Consider the following 16,934-nt stretch of genomic DNA (forward strand, 5'->3'; position numbering starts at 1 on the left):
AAGCATTTAGTAAAGGAAGTGTTTTAGGTTGCAAAAAGAACATACCATTATCGTCGGTGGAGGTCCATGCGGCATGTCATGTGCTATTGAGTTACAAAATCATAATATAAAACCCTTAATTATTGAAAAGGAAAATATCGTAAATACGATTTATAACTTCCCTACACATCAAACATTCTTCAGTTCTAGTGAGAAGCTTGAAATTGGAAATGTTGCATTTATTACGGAAAACCAAAAGCCGGTGCGTAATCAAGCTTTAGCTTATTATAGATCGGTTGCTGAACGTGCGAAATTACGGGTGAATCCATACGAAAAAGTGTTAAAAATAGAGAAAAAGAACGCTAACTTTATTGTTACAACCAGCACTTCTGATCAAGTTACTGAATATGAAGCAAAAAATGTAATCATTGCGACAGGTTATTACGATCAGCCGAATTATATGAACATTCCAGGAGAAAAATTAGATAAAGTCATGCATTATTTTAAAGAAGCCCATCCATATTTTAATAAAAATGTCGTTGTAATTGGCGGGAAAAATTCTGCAGTTGACGCTACATTAGAACTTTATAAAGCAGGAGCAAATATCACTGTGTTATATCGTGGAAATACTTATTCCAAAAGTGTAAAACCCTGGATATTACCTGAATTTGACGCGTTAGTACGTAAGGAAAAAGTGCAGATGGAATTCAATGCAGAGGTTTCAGAAATAACAAAAGAGAAAGTATTTTATAAAGTGAATAATGAATTGAAATCCATTTCCAATGACTTTGTATTTGCAATGACCGGGTACAAACCTGATCAGGATTTCCTTCAAGGTTCCGGGATCGAAATAAATGAACAAGACGGCCGACCGAAATTTAATGATAAAACCCTTGAAACGAATGTTCCAGGTGTGTATATCGCAGGTGTAATTGCAGCAGGATATAATAATAACGAGATTTTTATTGAAAATGGTCGGCATCACGGTAAATTAATTGCAGAAGCAATAGTAAAGAATAATTAGAATTCTATATAGAGGAGGGGTTATTTGAAAAAAGTAGTAGTGTTAACAACCGGTGGTACGATTGCAAGCAAGAAAAATATAGATTCCGGATTACTTGAATCCGGAGTTATTAATGGGGACGAGCTATTAGAACTATGTGATATACCTCGTGACATTGACATAGATATAGTAGTAGAGTCAGCGCTGCAGAAAGCCAGTATGCATATTACCTTTAACGATTTACTGCAAATTAAGCAGCGAATAGATTTTCATTTATCTAACCCTGAAGTAGATGGTGTAGTTATTACACATGGTACGGATACATTAGAAGAATCCTCCTATTTTCTCAATCTAGTTACAAATCATACTAAACCGATAGTAGTAACCGGTTCTCAGCGAGCACCGGATGAAATTGGAACTGATTCGTTTGTTAACCTAAAACATTCTATATTAACTGCCTGCAGTAAGGATTTACTTAATGTAGGGGTAGTTGTTGTTTTTAACGAAAGAATTTTCCATTCTAAATATGTGAAAAAAGAACATGCTTCTAATATTCAAGGCTTTAATTCCTTTGGGTTCGGATATTTGGGTATTATTGACAATGATTATGTACATGTTCACCAGAAACCTATTACGAATGAATATTTTCACATAAAAAAAGAATTACCTGAAGTTGATATAATAAAATGTTATATGGATGCTGATGATAAATATATTCGTACTGCTAGTGAATCCAACATTAAAGGTTTAATTCTGGAAGGTGTTGGACGAGGTCAGGTTTCTCCAAATATGGTTCAAGAAATAAAAAGATGTGTTGAAAATGGAATTAAAGTGGTTATAACAACCTCTGCCGAAGAGGGAGAAGTATATACGACTTATGATTATTTAGGAAGCGCCTATGATCTATATAAAAATGGCGTTATTCTGGGGCGAGATTACGATAGTAAAAAAGCCAGGATTAAACTCATGGTAGGGCTAGCCAGCGAATATCCTAATATAGACAGAATTTATGACCCATCTTTTTATTGATTGGGTCTTTTCCAAACTAAAAGTGTTTGATTTAATTTTATTTTATTCAAATTCGTAAAATGTTATTATGGAACTAACCTATTTGGAATGAGGTAGGAATATGCTTGCCATATTATCAGCCGGTGTTGCACCTGCATTCGCACTTATGTCTTTTTTTTATTTAAAAGATCAGGTTACTGAACCAATTCACCTGATTATTCGGAACTTAATATATGGTGCAATATTAGTATTTCCAATCATGTTCATGCAGTACGCGTTGCAGGCAGAAGGGATTGGAAACAGTGATTTTGTCCAGTCTTTTTTAATTATCGCATTTATGGAAGAGTTTTTTAAATGGTTTATCTTTATGTATACAGTATATCATCATACTGAATTTGATGCCCATTATGATGGTATAGTCTATGCAGTAGCGATTAGTCTGGGATTTGCAACAGTTGAAAATTTACTTTATTTATTATCAAATGGAATTGAATATGCTTTTTGGCGGGCATTGTTTCCGGTTTCTTCACATGCATTGTTCGGTGTAATAATGGGGTATTATTTTGGTAAAGCGAAAACAAAAACTACCAACAAAAAATGGAATATTGGATTTGCGCTAACTATTCCGTTTTTATTACATGGTGTATATAATTACATCTTAGTTAAAGTATCAAGTGATTGGTTGTTTCTTTTAATTCCATTTATGATATTTTTATGGATAATAGCATTAAGAAGAGTGAAACTAGCCAATGATATAAAAATTTACCCACCTTTACCAACTAAACATGTTAACTAAAACCCTTTGTTTAACAAAACAAAGGGTTTTTTGAGTGGAAAAATAAATTGCTAAGATTGCTAAGTTGTTGAACTTATAATACTGCACTTTAAACGAAATACAATATGTTTATTCTTAAAACGTGCTAATTACTTTGTCGTAGTTGATGGAAACTGCGACTTAGTTTTTAGTTTGCTTCCACAGCTGCCGTCCAGGATCGTTGCGGGCGGATGCGCACCTTAGGGCACGGCTTCAGTCTCCTTGCCCCGACAAGGGGTATGCCAACGTTGTCCGCAAAGGACGGTTTTAGTTGGCCCCTTAAAAATGCTCTTCTGCGGGGCCTTCAGACTCGTGCTGTTCCCACAGGAGTCACCGCCCTCCACTCACTAGGACTGGTTAAGCTAATGCATGTTGAAATAGACATAGATATCAAAAGTGCATTTAATAAATCTGTGACGATGGAAGTCATCAGCGCGGAAATCTCGTAGCTGATTCATTGTGCCAATTGTTAATTAGCAGTATAGAGATATTGTGTCAACTTAAACAATGGATCGCGACGTTATTCAACTATTTTCAGGGAGCATCTAATTATTTCAGTAAGAGAAGAGTGAGTATAAACCTAAAAAAGGTAGTTTTTCAATTATAGATGCATAAAAAGACTACTTAATCGAAAAATAGAGTTATGAAGTTAAGAACCTGTCAGGAGGAAATGGAATGCTGCGAAAAATCGGATTAATAATGAGTATATGTTGTATGTTCTTTATGATACAGACAGCTGGTCCAGAGCAACATGTGTCCGCGTTTACAGACCAGGTGATTCAGCACGGAGCAGTAGGCGATAATGTAATTGAGCTGCAGTCCAGATTGGAATACATCGGATTTTATAATGGGAAAATAGATGGCGTATTCGGTTGGGGAACATACTGGGCATTACGTAATTTTCAGTATGAGTTCGGATTAAAAATTGATGGAATTGCGGGTTTAACCACTAGACAAAAGTTAGTCGAAGTAACTGAGTATAATTACACCCAACCAACAAATAACAAAACAAATACTGGTAATGCACAAAAAAATGCGGCTTCTACACCGACAGCAATAAATGTACCTGAAGGCTATTCACAAAATGATATTCAACTAATGGCAAATGCTGTACATGGAGAAGCACGCGGTGAACCATATGTAGGTAAGGTAGCAGTTGCATCCGTTATTTTAAACCGAGTGGAAAGTCTTACGTTTCCTAATACAGTGTCGGGTGTAATATTTGAACCGAGAGCATTTACTGCAGTAGCTGACGGACAAATCTGGTTAACCCCCGATGAATCAGCAAAAGAAGCAGTAATTGATGCTATAAATGGCTGGGATCCATCGGCAAATGCTATCTATTACTTTAATCCAAATACTGCTACTTCTGACTGGATTTGGTCAAGACCCCAAATTAAACAAATCGGAAAACATATTTTCTGTAAATAGAAAGGTGTGATCAAATTGGTTCGATGGATATTGATAACAGTCCTAGCGTTAGGTGTAATAGGAGTTGGAACGTGGGGGTTTCAAGAACATCAAGAAAAAAATGCTATTTTAATACAGGCTGAAAATGACTACCAGCGTGCATTTCATGAATTAACCTATCATGTCGATTTACTTCATTCCAAAATTGGAACGTCTTTAGCGATGAATTCACCTACTAGTTTATCACCACAGCTAATTGAAATTTGGAGGATAACTTCTCAAGCGCTGTCTGATGTTGGTCAACTTCCTTTAGCATTAATCCCATTTAACAAAACGGAAGAATTCTTAGCAAATATAGGTGATTTCACTTACAAAACGGCGGTTAGAGATTTGACGACTGAACCACTTTCAGATGAGGAAACTAAGAGATTAAATGACTTGTATGAGCAATCAGGGGATGTGAAAAACGAGTTACGCAAAGTACAGCATCTTGTTTTAAAAAATAATCTAAGGTGGATGGATGTACAACTTGCACTCGCGTCAAAGGACCAGCAATCAGATAATACAATTATTGATGGATTTAAAACGGTAGAGAAAAAAGTAGATGGATATTCGGAAAGTAATGTTGAGCTAACAGGTAATTCATCCGAGGAACACAAATACGAATTTTTAACAGGATCTGAAACATCTCAAGAAGAGGCATTAAAAAAGGCAAGAACATTGTTTAATTTGAAAAAGGATGCATCTTTAAAAATAACAGAAACTGGTAAAGGTGCAGATTTTCCAATGTACAGCATTTCATACAGAGGAAAGGGCAAAAATGCATATATGGATATGTCGCAGCAAGGCGGACATCCAATTACCCTCTTGGTTAATAGACCAATAAAGCAGAATAAAATCAGTCTAAATCAAGGGCTTGAGAATGCTGCTAACTATTTAAGTAACCATGGATTTGAAAATATGGTTAGCTTTCAAAGTGATGAGTATAGGAATACAGGTGTATTTTCATTCTTGTATGATCAGAATGGGGTAAGGGTATATTCAGATGAAGTAGAAATTAAAGTAGCGCTTGATAACGGTGATATTGTAGGTTTGACGACAAGAGACTATTTCATGAATCATAAAGAACGAGATATTCCAAAACCAGCTATTACGGAGAATGAAGCAAAGAAACAGATTAATCCAAGTGTTAAAATACAAGAACAACACTTAGCCGTTATCGATAATACGATAGGGGAAGAAGTATTGGTTTATGAGTTTTTGGGTGTATTAAACAATGAGACATTTAGAATTTTCATTAATGCAATGGACGGAACCGAAGAAAAAGTTGAAAAACTAAATGGAACAGAAGTTAATTATGATTTAGTTCTTTAGGGAAGGGAGAGAATTCTCCTTTCCCTTTTTTGATTTTTCTGTAATAATAGGTATAAAGTAATAACTTAAAGTGGATGGTGGGAATCTTCATGGAAATAGGAACAATGATTACAATTACTGTAACAGATGCAGAAACGAATGTGGTTACAAAATACCGAAGTAAAATTATTGAAGAAAATGATACTTATCTATTTATTGACTATCCTATCAATATGGAAACAAAACGAACTGCTGCTTTGCCGAAAGGTGCTTTTATTAAAGTGTCTTATGTAGGGAATGATCAATCTGTTTATTTGTTCAACACACAGGTTATTGCGAAAGTTAATGTAACCATTCCTGCATTAGCAATAAGTATCCCGCAGGAATCAGATATTAAACGGATACAACGTCGTGCATTTGTACGGATCGAAACTGCTGTGGATGTATCTGTCCATCATCCTGGTGAGGAATTAAAATCTTTTGCTACGGTAACTTCGGACATTAGTGGTGGAGGCATGTCCATTGTTATTCCGCGAAGTGAAGAAGTTTCAGAAAATGATGATTTAGATTTGTGGATCGTATTAAATATGCATAATGGCGAATACAATTATATCTATTCGCGCGCTAAAGCAGTGCGGGTTATTACAGATAAACAAAATATACATACAGCTTCATTAAAGTTTGAGTCTATCTCCAAACAGGATCAGCAATTAGTCATTCGCTATTGCTTTGAAAAACAAAGAGAACTTCGAACAAAAGAAAGAAAATAAACAATTGGTGATCATAAAATTCGTGTTTATGTTATATTTAATATAAGAATTTACTTTTTCAGACTTGGCATTTGCCAAGTTTTTTTAGTAAAATAAATTATATACTACTATTTTCACTTGTGATAACTGAGAGGAATGAGCGGAATTAATGAATGAAAGAAAAATAGCAATAGCAATTGATGGACCAGCAGCAGCGGGAAAAAGCACTGTGGCAAAAATTGTTGCAAAGGAACTTTCTTATATATACGTCGATACCGGAGCCATGTACCGTGCACTTACTTTAAAAGCGCTAGAAAAACAAGTTTCATTGGAGGAGGAAGCGGAGCTCGCAGACTTGCTTGAAACTACAAGCATTGAATTGAAACAATCTGACATCGGTCAACAAGTCTTGTTAGATAAAAACGATGTTTCGGTAGAAATTCGAACGCTTAAGGTTACAAATAATGTTTCTCATGTGGCAAAGCATTCGAGGGTACGGAAGGAAATGGTCATGCGTCAGCAAGCTCTAACTGAAAAACGCGGGGTGGTTATGGATGGACGAGATATAGGCACTCATGTAATTCCAGATGCTGAAGTGAAAATATTTCTCCACGCAACAGTTGAAGAGCGTGCAAAACGACGTCACGCGGAAAATATTTCAAAGGGATTTAATTCAGATATAGAGGAATTAAAAAGAGAAATTGAACAACGTGACTTAATAGACACAGAACGTGAATCTTCTCCATTAATCAAAGCTGAAGATGCAATCGAAATTGATACAACTTCCCTTTCGATTGACCAGGTTGCACAAAAAATATTAAGTGAAGCATATAACTTTTTTAAGAAATAAATACACAATTCCAAATTAAAAAGAATTAAGATACGCATAATTCAACGTGCTTTACTTGACAAATATTTGTAAATATTAGAAGTTATAAAAAGAATGTTATTTAATTGAATGGTTTTATGTATTTTAAGGAGGCTTTTAGGATGAGTGATGAAATGATGGAAATTAATGTAGGAGATACCGTAACAGGAACCGTAGTAAAAGTAGAGGATAAACAGGTCCTTGTCGATATTGGTTATAAAACGGAAGGAATTGTTCCGATCGGAGAGCTATCAAATCTTCATATTGAAGTATCTGGTGATATAGTAAATGAAGGCGACGAACTTACCCTTATGGTTAAAAAAGTAGAGGATGATGAAGTTATCCTTTCCAAAAAAGCTGTAGATGCTGACAAAGCATGGGTTGAGCTTGAAGAAAAATATAAAAATGGTGAAATTTTTGAAACAGAAATTAAAGAGGTAGTTAAAGGCGGATTGGTTGTTGATGTAGGACTGCGTGGTTTTATACCGGCATCACTTGTCGAAACGTTTTACGTTGAAGACTTTTCAGAATACAAAAATAAGACGTTACTTGTGAAAATTGTAGATTTTGACCGGGAACAGAATCGTGTGATTCTATCACATAGAGCAGTGACCGAAGAAGAGTCTGCTGCAAACAAACAGGATATTCTGCAATCATTAAAAGAAGGCCAAGTATTGGATGGTACCGTGCAACGATTAACGAACTTCGGGGCTTTTGTTGATATTGGTGGAATTGATGGATTAGTTCATATATCTCAGCTGTCTCACTCTCATGTCGAAAAAGCGTCTGACGTTGTAACAGAAGGTCAGGAAATTAAAGTGGAAGTTCTTTCGGTAGATCGGGACAACGAACGAATTTCATTATCCCATAAAAAGACTTTAGCTGGTCCTTGGACTAACGTTGAAGAAAAAGTTTCACGTGGAGACATTTTGGAGGGAACAGTAAAACGCCTTGTGAATTTTGGTGCTTTTATCGAAGTGCTACCAGGAATAGAAGGATTAGTACACATATCACAAATTGCTAATCGTCATATCGGTACTCCACAAGAGGTACTGGAAGTTGGCCAAAAAGTTGATGTCAAAGTGCTGGATATTAATGAAAAGGATCAAAGAATGTCGTTAAGCATTAAAGAAATAGAGCAGGAACAGGCTGCTGCTGAATACAAAAAATATGAAAAAGATGATGAACAGTCAAGTTTTCAATTAGGAGATATGATAGGAAATAAACTGGACAAATTCAAGAAATAATATTTTTATAATAAATGGACGTATAACGTAATCCTTTAGTTGAGAAGGGTTACGTTTTTTTCGCGCGGACTTATATTTCGAAGTTTAATTTACGCTTAAAGTGTCATACTTATTGTTAGGTGATGCTTATGACAAGCGGGTTGGTGTTTTACTGGTTTGGCTGGTTAATATGGATATATGCTGCATTTATAATGAACATTGGTAAGTGGCGTACATTCCTGGTATTTTGGCTGTTGCTTATTATATGTTTTTCAACCATTACAATATCTGTAAATGGTTACAATTTAGCTCTGTCACTATTATTAGTAATATGTGGAGCAATGGTAATGCTGGCAAAACAAAAATATCTAATTTTTAATTTATTCAGTTCCATTACAATAATGATTTTATATTTGTCGATTATGCTATGGGAAAATTATTTCCCATTGTGGATGATACACTCTAAAATGTTTGTTATGCCTTTTATGATTGCAATAACCGTTCTATTTATATCGAAAGGTTTTTCTGATCGAATTTCCATCATGTTAGCAGGTGTGTGCATTGGCGAATTAGTGCATAGTTTTATATTGGCTAGTTACTCTATTCCTGATACATTCGGAGGTTACGCTTTTCTTGATACTGTAATGATTATTGTGTTTTTATTTTCAGGCATAGAGACAGCTAAGGTTCTATTCCTAAAATTGCGTACATTAGGGGTTATCTATAAAAAATCTTTTAAAATTTTATCAAAGGTCCAATAAGCGGGAGGATGATTTTATCATACTTCGTGAAAATAATTGTTAATATCCAGTTCTTTTGCTAGAATTAAAAAAGCTGTAACAACCATTACAACAAATAAAATATTGTTAGAAGAGAAAGGATGTTCCTTTCATGAGGAAATCTGTAGTAGCAATCGTTGGACGGCCGAATGTTGGTAAATCAACGATTTTTAATAGATTAGTTGGAGAACGTATATCAATTGTAGAAGATATTCCTGGAGTCACTAGAGATCGAATATATGCTGAGGGAGAATGGTTAACTTCTAATTTCAATGTTATCGATACAGGCGGGATTGAAGTTGGTGATGAGCCATTATTAGTTCAAATGCGCCATCAGGCTGAAGTGGCGATAGATGAAGCAGATGTTATTATTTTTCTGGTTAACGGCAGAGAGGGAATAACTGCTGCCGATGAAGAAGTGGCAAAGTTATTGTATAAATCAAATAAACCGATTGTCCTCGGTGTTAATAAAATAGACAATCCGGAAATGCGAGAGCAAGTTTATGAATTTTATTCGCTTGGATTTGGAGAGCCGCACCCTATATCCGGTTCCCATGGTCTTGGTTTAGGAGATTTATTGGACGAAGTTGTAAACAATTTTCCCGAACGTGACATCGAACCAGTTGATGAAGAAACAGTTTATTTCAGTCTGATTGGTCGACCTAATGTGGGTAAATCATCTTTGGTTAATGCACTATTAAATGAGGATCGCGTGATCGTAAGTGAGATAGAGGGAACCACCCGTGATGCTGTCGATACACACTTACATAAAGATGACCAGGACTTTGTAATAATTGATACAGCAGGTATGAGAAAACGAGGAAAAGTTTATGAATCGACTGAGAAATACAGTGTATTACGTGCGTTAAAAGCTATCGAACGTTCTGATGTAGTTTTAGTATTAATTGATGCTGAGTCAGGCATTAGGGAACAGGATAAGAAGATTGCTGGTTATGCCCATGATGCAGGTAGGTCCATTATAATTGTAGTGAATAAATGGGATACCATAGACTCTGATCAGAAAGCAATTCAGGACTTTGAAGAGAAAATAAGAGCTCATTTCCTATTCCTCGATTATGCTCCAATCGTCTTTTTGTCAGCAAAAACCAAAAAAAGGCTGCATACATTGATACCGGCAATTAAAATAGCTAGCGAAAACCATTCAAAACGAGTCGCAACAAACGTGTTGAACGATGTAGTGATGGATGCGATCGCAATGAATCCAACTTCAAGCTATAAAGGAAAACGTTTAAAGGTATTGTATGCTACCCAGGTAGCTGTAAAGCCACCTAGCTTTGTTGTTTTTGTGAACGACCCAGAGTTAATGCATTTTTCGTATCAACGTTTTCTTGAAAACAAAATCAGGGAAGCTTTTGGCTTCGTTGGCACACCTATTAAAATCTTTGCAAGAAGAAGACAATAAGGGGGAGTTAGAATATGAGTAAAGTAGCGGTATTAGGAGCCGGAAGCTGGGGAACAGCATTAAGTATTGTTCTAGCTGATAATGGTCATGATGTACGTCTGTGGACTCACCGCACGGAACAGGCGGAAATCATCAATTCCACGCATAAAAACGAAAAATATCTAGAAATAATGATACCGAAACATATAAAAGCCTACGATGATTTAGCTAAAGCTGTTGAAGGAGTTTCTGCAATAGTAGTAGTTGTTCCATCTCAAGCTATTCGCGAGGTTTGCGCAAAGCTTAATAATTATATTACACCAGATATGACAATTGTTCATGCATCAAAAGGCATTGAACCAGAGTCTTTAAAGCGCATTTCTGAAATGATGGCAGAAGAAATGTCGAATTATGCATACGACGATATTTCTGTTTTATCGGGACCGAGTCACGCTGAAGAAGTAGGTAAGCGACAGCCGACGACAGTAACTGTTTCTTCTTTAAATGAAAAAAATGCTGAAACTATACAGGATTTATTTATTAACGAATCGTTTCGGGTGTATACAAGTACAGACCTTCTTGGTGTAGAACTTGGCGGAGCACTAAAAAATATTATTGCACTCGGAGCAGGTATTTCTGATGGACTTGGTTATGGGGATAATGCAAAAGCTGCTTTAATCACCCGTGGACTAGCTGAAATTGCGAGATTAGGAACTTCCCTCGGAGCCAATCCGCTTACATTTTTAGGATTGCCAGGCGTTGGTGACTTAATTGTTACCTGTACAAGTGTGCATAGCAGAAACTGGCGTGCAGGAAACTTGTTAGGAAAAGGCCGAGATCTAGAAGAAGTATTGGGGCAAATGGGCATGGTAGTTGAAGGAGTTAGAACAACTAAGGCTGCTTACCAATTTGCTGAAAAACAAAAAATTGAAATGCCTATTACGAATGGAATTTACCGAATTCTTTTTGAAGATGAGAAACCTAAAACAGTTGTAGATGAATTAATGAATCGCAGTAAACGTGAAGAAATGGATGATTTAGCTTCCCTGCTAAGTAAGAAGTACTCTTAAGAAGCACACGGGTTTTGTCCTTTGCATACAATATGTTGACTAAACATTGCAAGGAGGAAACCGTGTGAGTGATTTTAAAGATAATCTTTTTAAAAATATAGAAAAGAAATCTAATATTAAACAAGATGAAATCTATAAAGTTGCTGATTCTGTAAAGAATGCTAATTTTTCTGATGAAAAGACAGTCAGGAATTTAGTTAGACAACTTGCCAGAATGGCTAACAAGCCTTTATCAAAGGAAAAAGAAGATAAAATTGTACAATCTATAACAAAGAACAACATGCCGATGGATATGCAATCGTTGAATAAAATTTTTAAAAAGTAAACTTTCATGGGCAAAGTGATGATACAAAAAATCGTGTGCTCGCATAAAATGAATCGCACAAGCATTCATGGATAAAGTTGCTGCGGATATTATTTAGTCTGACTGAGACGGAGCCTAGCCCTCTTCATCTCAGTTATTTCATTTATAATACTAATAAAATAGTTAATTAAAAAAATCAACTATTCTTAATTATAACTTCGGCATTCGCTGAGATAATGCGAATGCCGAAGTTATATTTCCGTCATAAAATACTAGTTCTGTTTACTATTTATCACATATATCCTATGTTATAATACGATTGGAAATTACTAAGAGATGTTGTAGGAGGAAAGTTATGTCGACTTCCATGCTTAAAATGTATGTGTCTTTTGTTGGTATGGGGCTGCTAATCATAGCAATTGGTTTAATCCTGCTTAGCAGATATAAATTATCAGGATGGGTTGCTGGAATTATCGCAACAATAGCATACCTTTGTTTACTTGTGGGTAGCCTTATCATTATTTATATTGTTTTAAGTGGACCAACCGGGTAAAGGGTAGGAGGATAAATATGAATCATACATATATACGTGCAATTGGTGCTGTACTATTGATTTTTTTACTTAGCGGATGTCTTTATCCGGAAAGTGAATTGTCAAAAAATCAAGTGCCGAATGAAATACAATTAAAAACAGTTCAGGAAGCGGTAGATAACTATCGTGAAGAAAAACAGGGCTTAGTCCCAATTAAAACAACTGAAAACGACACTCCTATATTTCGAAAATATCTGATTGATTTTGGTGCGTTACTGGAAAGGGGGATGCTTTCCGAAATTCCTGGAACTGCTTATGAAAGTGGTGGAATCTTTCAATATGCATTACTTACCCCTGAAAAAAAACCACGCGTTAAACTAATTGATTTAAGAATTTCAGATAGGCTTCGCGAAGTGAGTACCAAATTGCAAATATATCGAAATGAAAATCTTTATCCGCCATTTGGCGAACCTATTACGAATAATTTGTACACAATAGATTATGAAAAGCTTGGGCTCGCACAAGCGCCATATGTGGTGAGTCCTTACTCACATGAAAATCTACCAATTATTATGGATACAGATGGCAAGTTGTATGTCGATTATCGTCCAGACTTGTTTGAAGCGCTGAAGGAATATGATCATACATATAAAGCTGGTGATGATATTCGCTTGATCTTAGCAGAAAACACACCATTTTTACCGGTATATTCCTACCCAACTACTGTCAAGGGCGGAGAACCTGTATATATGAATTTGCAGGAATAATAAGTTCTAGATAACCCTTTGTAGCATAGAATGTTACAAGGGGTTATTTTTTGTTTCATGAAAACTAGTCTCACATTCATTTCAACATACATAATAATTTTTTTATGATTTAAGTCATAAAAGGATAGGACAACATCATAGAATTGTAATGTCAATTATACGTATGTTGTTCATGATTAATTGGTTTAGGAAACTGGGAGGGGATCGTTTGGAAAAGATTGATATTTTTAAAGATATTTCAAAACGAACAAACGGAGATATTTATCTAGGCGTTGTTGGAGCAGTTCGAACCGGTAAATCTACATTCATAAAGAAATTTATGGAGTTAGTAGTATTACCAAACATCCACGAAGACAGTGATCGTTCTAGAGCACAGGATGAAATGCCTCAGAGTGCTGCAGGAAAGACAATAATGACAACTGAGCCTAAGTTCATTCCAAATCAAGCAGTAAGCATTGAAGTGGGTGAGGGGCTGGATGTAAACGTAAGACTTGTAGATTGTGTGGGATATGCTGTTAAAAGTGCTAAAGGCTACGAAGATGAAGATGGCCCTAGAATGATCCACACTCCATGGTATGAAGATCCGATACCATTTCATGATGCCGCAGAGATCGGAACAAGAAAGGTAATCCAGGAACACTCTACTATAGGAGTGGTAGTAACAACAGATGGGACATTCGGCGAGATACCTAGAAATGATTTTGTTGATGCAGAATCAAGAGTTGTCGAAGAGTTAAAAGAAGTAGGTAAACCTTTTATAATGGTAGTAAATTCTATTAGACCGACTAGTCAAGAAACTGAACTACTACGGCAGGAATTAATTGACACACATGATATTCCAGTTTTAGCAATGAACATTGAAACGATGACAGAGCACGATGTGAACAATGTATTACGTGAAGCGTTATACGAATTTCCTGTACTTGAAGTAAATGTGAACCTGCCTAGCTGGGTAATGGTATTAAATGAGGACCATTGGCTTCGAAAGAATTACCAGGAAGCGATACAGGAAACTGTGAAAAGTATTAAACGTCTACGCGATGTGGATCATATAGTCGGTAATTTTGACGAATATGAATATATTGAAAAAGCAAATCTTGCAGGAATGGAACTTGGTGACGGTGTTGCTGAAATTGATTTGCATGCTCCAGAATATTTATACGATCAAATATTAAAAGAAATTGTTGGGGAAGAAATTAGGGGGAAAGATCATCTTTTAGAATTAATGCAGGACTTTGCTTTTGCAAAACGTGAATACGATCAAGTATCTGGCGCGTTAAAGATGGTAAAACAAACTGGTTATGGCATTGCAGCTCCCTCTCTCGAGGATATGGAACTGGACGAACCGGAAATTATTAGGCAAGGATCCAGATTTGGGGTCAGACTTCGAGCAGTTGCACCTTCGATCCACATGATTAAAGTAGAAGTCGAATCTGAGTTTGCTCCAATAATAGGTACGGAAAAACAAAGTGAAGAATTAGTAAGATATTTAATGCAGGACTTTGAGGAAGATCCACTCTCCATTTGGGAATCCGATATATTTGGAAGGTCGCTTAGCTCTATTGTAAGAGAAGGAATCCAAGCAAAGATAGCTCTGATGCCAGAAAATGCAAGATATAAATTAAAAGATACGTTAGAACGGATAATAAACGAGGGTTCTGGCGGACTAATCGCAATTATTTTATAGCAGCTAAATATGGCTGCTATTTTTTTTGTATTAACTAATTTTTTCGCTGATTTAGTGTAAAACCCCGTTATATCTAAGAAAATACCTTAATTTATTAAAAAAAATTACCTGGAACAGCAGGAAAATAATAGTTTGTGTCGTATATCTTTTATAAGCAATAAACTTTGTAACGCTAAAGCTTGTTGTTATAGGCTTTAAGACAACGCTCCATATTTTCCATCAAATGGAAAAAAACGTTGCATTTGATGGTGAACATGAGCTAAAAAGCCAATAAAAATCGAGAAATTGCATACTTATTGTTGAATTCTAAAGCAATCTCGGTTAATATAAGCCTTGTCACACATGAAAATGTTGGCACAAAGTATAATTGTTGGCAAATTGGTCAAATAATGAGATAAACATTATTTATCCAATGTCGAATGTAGATTTTTTTGGGAGGAGGTGAATGTCATGAATAAAACAGACTTAGTAAATGCAGTTGCTGAAAAAAGCGAACTTTCTAAGAAAGATGCTACAAAAGCTGTAGATGCAGTTTTTGAATCTGTCATGGATTCACTAAAAAGTGGTGAGAAAGTTCAATTAATCGGATTCGGGAATTTTGAAGTACGTGAGCGTTCAGCTCGTAAAGGTCGTAATCCACAAACTGGAGAAGAGATCGAAATTCCTGCAAGTAAAGTACCTGCTTTCAAACCAGGTAAAGCCCTAAAGGAAAGTGTTAAGTAATACTTTTACATAGGGTGAAAAAGGGTGCGTTTATACGCGCCCTTTTTTTATTGCATCAATATCGTTAATCTGAACTAAAACGTTGACACCAGCAGCTGATTAAGTGATAGTATAAAATACATAGCATAGGAGGGTTTGTATGAGTAATTCCGATAATAAAAATGATTTTTTTGTGATTAAAGCTTTAGAGGATGGTGTGAATGTAATAGGTCTAACTCGTGGCTTAGATACACGATTTCACCATTCAGAAAAACTGGATCGCAATGAAGTCATGATAGCACAATTTACTGAGCATACTTCCGCAGTAAAGGTTCGAGGTAAAGCAATCATACAAACGAGTCATGGTGAAATCAATAATGAGGAATAAACAGTATTAAAACGTACTGTTTTCTATGATAGGTCACATAATGTGTGCTATAATATCAATTGTGATTAAAGTATGTATGAAAAGGTTTAGGTGATTATGTTGCCAACTTCTAGTGTGGAGATTAATAAACTCCGGTCATTGATTGAAGATAAAATACAACACGATTATGTGGATGGGATAATTCAAAGACCAGCAATCGATGATGTTAAATTAGTACTTTTATATACGATGATGAAGCAATCTAAATTACCACAACCAAAAATAGAGCAATATATACTAGCAACTGTATTTGTACAATTGGCACTTGATATACATGAAATAGTACCTGTTGCGAATGATAGGACGGAAAATAGTTCCTACCAGAGAAAACGGCAGTTGATGGTCTTAGCTGGTGACTATTACAGTGGGTTGTTTTATTCATTACTTACAGAAACAGAAGACTTCACTGTTATACATACGCTAGCAACTTCTATAAGGGAAATAAATGAAAATAAAATGCGTTTCTACTACAACGAACTAGATTCCGTAGAAGAAGCCTTTAACGTTTTAATGAAAATTGAATCGCTGCTTATTACAGGAATACTGAAGCAGGTCCAGGTTTTGCCGGACAATTTTCTGATTGAAGACATTATTTTATTACATACCCTCATAAACGAAAAGCACTTGTTAGATAAGCATGGCGAGTATACATTACTAAAAGGTATAGATGTTAACGGAGTTCATGATAATGAACTGCATGATGAGTTAATAAGTAATATAGAGAATAAGAAAAAGACTATTAATAAATCATTAGAAGATATTCCAAGCCATTTTCCAGATTTAAAGTGTGAGCTATCCGTAATTTTAACGGATATTCTTGAAGATAATACATCCATTGCAAAAGAAGGGTGAAT

18 protein-coding genes are annotated in these 16,934 nt (G+C 35.7%); all 18 read left to right on the forward strand.

Features of this window, described 5'->3' with window-relative positions; genetic code table 11:
* Positions 1-28 precede the first annotated feature (28 nt).
* The 18 genes from VBD025_RS11355 (at position 29) to VBD025_RS11440 (ending at position 16,932) form a co-directional block, all read left to right on the forward strand.
* On the forward strand, positions 29-1,003 hold the full coding sequence (locus tag VBD025_RS11355; RefSeq protein ID WP_430785514.1) for a YpdA family putative bacillithiol disulfide reductase: 975 nt from the start codon (positions 29-31) through the stop codon (positions 1,001-1,003).
* 24 nt (positions 1,004-1,027) lie between these two features.
* Complete coding sequence (locus tag VBD025_RS11360; RefSeq protein WP_430785516.1) at positions 1,028-2,011, forward strand: asparaginase; 984 nt, start codon at positions 1,028-1,030, stop codon at positions 2,009-2,011.
* A gap of 100 nt (positions 2,012-2,111) precedes the next feature.
* Entirely contained in the window at positions 2,112-2,786 is a 675-nt protein-coding gene (prsW, locus tag VBD025_RS11365) for a glutamic-type intramembrane protease PrsW (protein WP_430785518.1), read from the forward strand.
* 717 nt (positions 2,787-3,503) lie between these two features.
* Positions 3,504-4,235, forward strand: coding sequence for a spore cortex-lytic enzyme (gene sleB, locus VBD025_RS11370; protein ID WP_430791374.1), 732 nt, complete (start codon positions 3,504-3,506; stop codon positions 4,233-4,235).
* Positions 4,236-4,250: 15 nt separating this feature from the next.
* Positions 4,251-5,588: a germination protein YpeB gene (ypeB, locus tag VBD025_RS11375; protein WP_430785520.1), complete on the forward strand. Its 1,338-nt coding sequence runs from the start codon at positions 4,251-4,253 to the stop codon at positions 5,586-5,588.
* 89 nt (positions 5,589-5,677) lie between these two features.
* Positions 5,678-6,337, forward strand: coding sequence for a flagellar brake protein (locus VBD025_RS11380; protein ID WP_430785522.1), 660 nt, complete (start codon positions 5,678-5,680; stop codon positions 6,335-6,337).
* Between the two features lie 148 nt (positions 6,338-6,485).
* The gene (gene cmk / locus VBD025_RS11385; RefSeq protein ID WP_430785524.1) at positions 6,486-7,166 is read left to right on the forward strand and encodes a (d)CMP kinase; all 681 of its coding nucleotides are present in this window, start codon (positions 6,486-6,488) and stop codon (positions 7,164-7,166) included.
* Positions 7,167-7,306: 140 nt separating this feature from the next.
* A complete protein-coding gene (rpsA, locus tag VBD025_RS11390; protein ID WP_430785526.1) occupies positions 7,307-8,431 on the forward strand; it encodes a 30S ribosomal protein S1 in 1,125 nt (374 codons plus the stop codon).
* 128 nt (positions 8,432-8,559) lie between these two features.
* Complete coding sequence (locus tag VBD025_RS11395; protein ID WP_430785528.1) at positions 8,560-9,171, forward strand: YphA family membrane protein; 612 nt, start codon at positions 8,560-8,562, stop codon at positions 9,169-9,171.
* A 130-nt stretch (positions 9,172-9,301) separates the two neighbouring features.
* Complete coding sequence (gene der / locus VBD025_RS11400; RefSeq protein WP_430785530.1) at positions 9,302-10,612, forward strand: ribosome biogenesis GTPase Der; 1,311 nt, start codon at positions 9,302-9,304, stop codon at positions 10,610-10,612.
* 14 nt (positions 10,613-10,626) lie between these two features.
* Positions 10,627-11,661, forward strand: a complete 1,035-nt coding sequence (locus tag VBD025_RS11405) for an NAD(P)H-dependent glycerol-3-phosphate dehydrogenase (protein WP_430785532.1) — start codon at positions 10,627-10,629, stop codon at positions 11,659-11,661.
* 64 nt (positions 11,662-11,725) lie between these two features.
* Positions 11,726-11,986 (forward strand): stage VI sporulation protein F, encoded by a 261-nt coding sequence (locus tag VBD025_RS11410; RefSeq protein ID WP_430785534.1) that lies wholly within the window; start codon positions 11,726-11,728, stop codon positions 11,984-11,986.
* Between the two features lie 334 nt (positions 11,987-12,320).
* A complete protein-coding gene (locus tag VBD025_RS11415) occupies positions 12,321-12,518 on the forward strand; it encodes a DUF2768 domain-containing protein (RefSeq protein ID WP_430785536.1) in 198 nt (65 codons plus the stop codon).
* A 17-nt stretch (positions 12,519-12,535) separates the two neighbouring features.
* Positions 12,536-13,264 carry a hypothetical protein gene (locus VBD025_RS11420; RefSeq protein WP_430785538.1) on the forward strand — a complete coding sequence of 243 codons (729 nt, stop codon included), beginning with the start codon at positions 12,536-12,538 and terminating at the stop codon, positions 13,262-13,264.
* A 208-nt stretch (positions 13,265-13,472) separates the two neighbouring features.
* Complete coding sequence (spoIVA, locus tag VBD025_RS11425) at positions 13,473-14,951, forward strand: stage IV sporulation protein A (RefSeq protein WP_430785540.1); 1,479 nt, start codon at positions 13,473-13,475, stop codon at positions 14,949-14,951.
* Positions 14,952-15,401: 450 nt separating this feature from the next.
* On the forward strand, positions 15,402-15,674 hold the full coding sequence (locus VBD025_RS11430; RefSeq protein ID WP_404452853.1) for an HU family DNA-binding protein: 273 nt from the start codon (positions 15,402-15,404) through the stop codon (positions 15,672-15,674).
* 139 nt (positions 15,675-15,813) lie between these two features.
* Positions 15,814-16,041: a trp RNA-binding attenuation protein MtrB gene (gene mtrB, locus VBD025_RS11435; RefSeq protein ID WP_430785542.1), complete on the forward strand. Its 228-nt coding sequence runs from the start codon at positions 15,814-15,816 to the stop codon at positions 16,039-16,041.
* A 114-nt stretch (positions 16,042-16,155) separates the two neighbouring features.
* Positions 16,156-16,932, forward strand: a complete 777-nt coding sequence (locus VBD025_RS11440; RefSeq protein WP_430785544.1) for a heptaprenyl diphosphate synthase component 1 — start codon at positions 16,156-16,158, stop codon at positions 16,930-16,932.
* Positions 16,933-16,934 lie beyond the last annotated feature (2 nt).

Source organism: Virgibacillus flavescens (assembly GCF_050574275.1).
GTDB classification, from domain to species: domain Bacteria; phylum Bacillota; class Bacilli; order Bacillales; family Amphibacillaceae; genus Virgibacillus_F; species Virgibacillus_F flavescens.

Excerpts from the sequence above, each read along its gene's own strand:
- der (WP_430785530.1), top strand. The coding sequence starts at position 9,302 with ATGAGGAAATCTGTAGTAGCAATCGTTGGACGGCCGAATGTTGGTAAA.
- prsW (WP_430785518.1), top strand. The coding sequence starts at position 2,112 with ATGCTTGCCATATTATCAGCCGGTGTTGCACCTGCATTCGCACTTATG.
- mtrB (WP_430785542.1), top strand. The coding sequence starts at position 15,814 with ATGAGTAATTCCGATAATAAAAATGATTTTTTTGTGATTAAAGCTTTA.
- VBD025_RS11420 (WP_430785538.1), top strand. The coding sequence starts at position 12,536 with ATGAATCATACATATATACGTGCAATTGGTGCTGTACTATTGATTTTT.
- cmk (WP_430785524.1), top strand. The coding sequence starts at position 6,486 with ATGAATGAAAGAAAAATAGCAATAGCAATTGATGGACCAGCAGCAGCG.
- VBD025_RS11430 (WP_404452853.1), top strand. The coding sequence starts at position 15,402 with ATGAATAAAACAGACTTAGTAAATGCAGTTGCTGAAAAAAGCGAACTT.
- VBD025_RS11380 (WP_430785522.1), top strand. The coding sequence starts at position 5,678 with ATGGAAATAGGAACAATGATTACAATTACTGTAACAGATGCAGAAACG.
- VBD025_RS11395 (WP_430785528.1), top strand. The coding sequence starts at position 8,560 with ATGACAAGCGGGTTGGTGTTTTACTGGTTTGGCTGGTTAATATGGATA.
- rpsA (WP_430785526.1), top strand. The coding sequence starts at position 7,307 with ATGAGTGATGAAATGATGGAAATTAATGTAGGAGATACCGTAACAGGA.
- VBD025_RS11405 (WP_430785532.1), top strand. The coding sequence starts at position 10,627 with ATGAGTAAAGTAGCGGTATTAGGAGCCGGAAGCTGGGGAACAGCATTA.
- sleB (WP_430791374.1), top strand. The coding sequence starts at position 3,504 with ATGAGTATATGTTGTATGTTCTTTATGATACAGACAGCTGGTCCAGAG.
- VBD025_RS11415 (WP_430785536.1), top strand. The coding sequence starts at position 12,321 with ATGTCGACTTCCATGCTTAAAATGTATGTGTCTTTTGTTGGTATGGGG.